The sequence below is a fragment of the Acinetobacter sp. YH16042 genome, assembly GCF_013417245.1.
Taxonomy (GTDB): domain Bacteria; phylum Pseudomonadota; class Gammaproteobacteria; order Pseudomonadales; family Moraxellaceae; genus Acinetobacter; species Acinetobacter amyesii.
The window spans coordinates 1-3,373 of the sequence record NZ_VPEJ01000068.1 but is presented as its reverse complement, the minus strand read 5'-3'; the positions used below and the strand labels follow the sequence as shown (position 1 = coordinate 3,373).

At 31.2% G+C, this 3,373-nt stretch carries 6 protein-coding genes; 2 read left to right on the top strand and 4 right to left on the bottom strand.

What is annotated here, in order from left to right:
* Window positions 1-310: STAS-like domain-containing protein (locus FTV37_RS16755; RefSeq protein ID WP_180064300.1), on the bottom strand; the 310-nt coding region annotated here is incomplete at its 3' end.
* Window positions 303-1,295: a hypothetical protein gene (locus tag FTV37_RS16750; protein ID WP_121973992.1), complete on the bottom strand. Its 993-nt coding sequence runs from the start codon at window positions 1,293-1,295 to the stop codon at window positions 303-305. The genes FTV37_RS16755 and FTV37_RS16750, both read right to left, overlap by 8 nt.
* Before the next feature lie 442 nt (window positions 1,296-1,737).
* Between FTV37_RS16750 and FTV37_RS16745 the strand changes: the two genes are divergently transcribed.
* Both FTV37_RS16745 and FTV37_RS16740 read left to right on the top strand, forming a co-directional pair.
* Entirely contained in the window at window positions 1,738-2,247 is a 510-nt protein-coding gene (locus FTV37_RS16745) for a hypothetical protein (RefSeq protein ID WP_046206310.1), read from the top strand.
* 27 nt (window positions 2,248-2,274) lie between these two features.
* Window positions 2,275-2,610 (top strand): hypothetical protein, encoded by a 336-nt coding sequence (locus tag FTV37_RS16740; RefSeq protein ID WP_075175697.1) that lies wholly within the window; start codon window positions 2,275-2,277, stop codon window positions 2,608-2,610.
* Between the two features lie 20 nt (window positions 2,611-2,630).
* On the opposite strand, the gene FTV37_RS16735 is transcribed toward FTV37_RS16740, so the two are convergent.
* The gene (locus FTV37_RS16735; RefSeq protein WP_163146735.1) at window positions 2,631-2,801 is read right to left on the bottom strand and encodes a hypothetical protein; all 171 of its coding nucleotides are present in this window, start codon (window positions 2,799-2,801) and stop codon (window positions 2,631-2,633) included.
* 2 nt (window positions 2,802-2,803) lie between these two features.
* Window positions 2,804-3,178, bottom strand: coding sequence for a hypothetical protein (locus tag FTV37_RS16730; protein WP_046206308.1), 375 nt, complete (start codon window positions 3,176-3,178; stop codon window positions 2,804-2,806).
* Between the last annotated feature and the right edge of the window lie 195 nt (window positions 3,179-3,373).

The following is a 3,373-nucleotide window of genomic DNA, read 5'->3' as shown; positions in this document are numbered from 1 at the left end:
TTCTATCAGTAATAAGTTCTTTTAAGTCATCATCTACCACTATCTTTAGATGTCTATTTAAATCAGATTTACGATAACCATTTTTACGAATTAGACCACCAAAAGATTCTTCTAGATAAGAAGATCCAGCTGTAGATATACCATTAAAATCTAAAACAAGAATTTGGTTTGGATTCGTTTTTAAAGATTGGAAAAAAGGTAGTAGAACTTCTTCTCTAAATCGTTCACCACTATGTAGACCATCTTTTCTAGCTCTACCCATAGGTCTTGGATAATATTCTTTAGCCACATCATATTTGATTTCAAGCATAAGTTTTACTCGCGACTAATTTCACATTATTCAAAGGAATTTCCCATCCTACAGTTGTACCTTCAATAGCATCTTTGTAGTCTTTTAAACCAGCGACAGATGACCAAGCCCCTTTTCTACTTAGAACTATCACATTTGCACCATCTACATCAGATTCAACCTGCATGATATCATTAAAGCCTTTTCCTCGATGGTACTCTTCTGTTGCAGATCTTCTCCATTTTGTTGCTATTTCAATCAATTGAGAGTCATTTTTACCAGTAAAGAGTTCAATTGGATTAATAGATAAACGATCTCTTAGCTTAACTGGAATAGTTACCGGAATAGTTTTTCCTACATCTGATACCACGATCAGACATGTATTTTTCTCTTTATCTATGCAAAAGAATAAAAACCATTTCTTATATTGAGCATTTTCATCATAGGCATGATTGATCACATTACTGATTGCTTCAGCAATAGCATTTTGTAAAACAAATCTAGCTCTTCTATCTGGTAAGATCATAGCTATTTGCTCTTCAATCTTTTCGTATTCCTCGCCTAAATCAGCGCTATCTCCCGATAAACACTCCCATCTATCAACAATATTAATAGTTTTACCAACATAAGGAGGCTGTTTAATAAGACTATGAATGCCTAATCTAGAGAACATAGCTTTTACTACATCCTTATCAGAGGTTCGTCCTAGTAATTCTTTTTTATTTTTTAACTTATCCAATTGATGTAAAAGGTAAATAACGCCTTCTGGCAACAATAGTTCTACATCCTTAAAATTAAGATATAAACTCTTATTAGCTCTATCTCTCAGCTTTATTTTTCTTATAGTTTCTAGAAATTTTTCTCTATGACCCATTTTAGCTAATGAGATTACAGATGAAAATTTTATTAAGCCGATATAAGTATGTGATCTTTTTTTACCTTCCTTTCTTATTTTTAAATCTGATTTTTTCTGACGAAGAATAGCTTTTTGATTAGGCTTTTTCACAAAAAATCCTTGTTTTTTAGACGGTAATCGAGCAGATATGATCTTATACAAATGAACTAATAAAAGAAATATATAAAAGGATTTAACATAAAATCTCTTATGCGAAATCTCAGGCAAAAATCCCAACCAAGGGTTGGGAGAGATAAAAATTGACCCTAAATCACGTGGCTAGATAGGTCATAATTATTTTATTAACTTTCCGCCTTGCTTAAGAACAATATATAAAAAATCTAAAATACATAAAACTGATAACACTAAGAATAATGATCGACTTACCAGATAGCCAATTTGTTATAAACATATAATCTAGAGATTGAAATAAAATAATAGTGTTTTTTTTCATTACTTTAGCTATACAAATCTGGTTTTTTATGTCCTTAGACATACTTGAAAAATACTCTATTCTTATGACCTTTTAAAATCTAATTTGTCTGAGCAAATCATGAAAATATTTTTCCTTACTTTAGTTGCTTTAGCTTTAACAGCATGTTCCAAACCTCATGATAAATATGTTGGTTACTGGCAACTTGAAGATACAAAATATCCAAAAGTTTTAGAAATCTATAAAGAGGGCAAAGAAACTTACATCGTAAATGAGAATATTCTTTCAGAAACTGATTGGTTTGGAAATAAAAAATCAGGAACGGTTTTAGAGAAGAAAGAAAAAGAACTTGGTGTGAATAACGGTTTAGCAGTTATCACATTCAACTTATCTGATGATGGAAAAACACTGCGAATTAGTAATCAACGCTATACCAAAATTAGTGAAGATGATGCAAAACAGATGATCACACATAAGAAAAACTGCGAAAGCTTAAGATTGAAATATAGAGAGGAAGCTAAAGCATTCAATATTTTTGCGCGAGATGCTCAAAAAGTCGAACAGGATAAAATTAAAGATAACTATCGAGAGCTCCAGAAAGAAATTCCTAATTGTAGTTTTGGAATCTAACTTATTTAAATATATTTAGGAAAATTTATGAAAAATTTCAAATTATTACCATTGTTATTTGCATCTCTTTTTGTAGGATGCGGCACAGTCGGAAATATGGTCATCCAGGATCAAACTTTAGAACAAAAGGCAGCCTTTGCTTTAAATACAACTTCAGACAAAGTGGCCATATCAAATAGACAAGGATCTATTGATGGCACGATAAACTTTGTAGCCACTGTAGGAAAAAAATCACATCAATGTTATATCACAACAGTTGGAGGAGCTATTAGTTCCCAGGCAGTTTGTTCGGGTTCTAACTCTGTAAAACAAAGTAGTGATAAGCAATGTAATGCTCTATTGAAAGCAGCAGGCCGCTGTTAATTTTTATGCAAAAGCTCAGGTTAATCCAGAGCTTTCTGTTCAATCTTATCATTGGCAGAGAACATACCTGGATTTGTAAGCCTGATATTTTCCTGACAACTTTCACACAGCATCAACCCGGCAAAAAGCTGTACATTCTGTCCATTTCCACAAAGCGTACATGGTTTTAAAAGTTGAATAATATTGTCCAAAATTAAGATTCCTTAGAAGAAAAGTTTTGTTCCGCATAATTAGCGGCCTTAGCTTGCATACTTCTAATTTCGTCTTTAGAAGCACCATTTTTCATTAATAACCATAAAAGCATCATGTATGTACTACTAAAATCCTCATAGTATTTTTCAGAAAAATTATTATCTTCCTCAAAATCATCTATTCGCTTTTCTAATCGATTCACCAGATCCTCAATACGATCTGCCTGCTGCTTAACAGCAATAGATTGAAAATCATTGGTCAAAATTTTACTGAATAATTTACTGGTTCTGATTCCTTCTGAATTAGCCAATTGATCGTAGAATTCTGCTACTTGTGGATCTAACCTGACTGCATAAGTTTTGACTTTTTCGCCCATAAATTACACCTCTTATTAAAATTAGATTTTGTACAAAATTAAAATTATATAATTCAAACAATTAAAATAAAATAATAGATAAATTACGTACAAACCTATTTGTACAGGATTAATTTATTTTAAAACAAAAACTTATTTAAATATAATACTTTTTTTATGTACAACCATGAGTACATAGTTTTTCTTAAATTTATC

Bases quoted from the DNA above. Each gene is read 5' to 3' on its own strand.
- FTV37_RS16745 (WP_046206310.1), top strand. From the start codon at position 1,738: ATGAAAATATTTTTCCTTACTTTAGTTGCTTTAGCTTTAACAGCATGT.
- FTV37_RS16740 (WP_075175697.1), top strand. From the start codon at position 2,275: ATGAAAAATTTCAAATTATTACCATTGTTATTTGCATCTCTTTTTGTA.
- FTV37_RS16730 (WP_046206308.1), bottom strand. From the start codon at position 3,178: ATGGGCGAAAAAGTCAAAACTTATGCAGTCAGGTTAGATCCACAAGTA.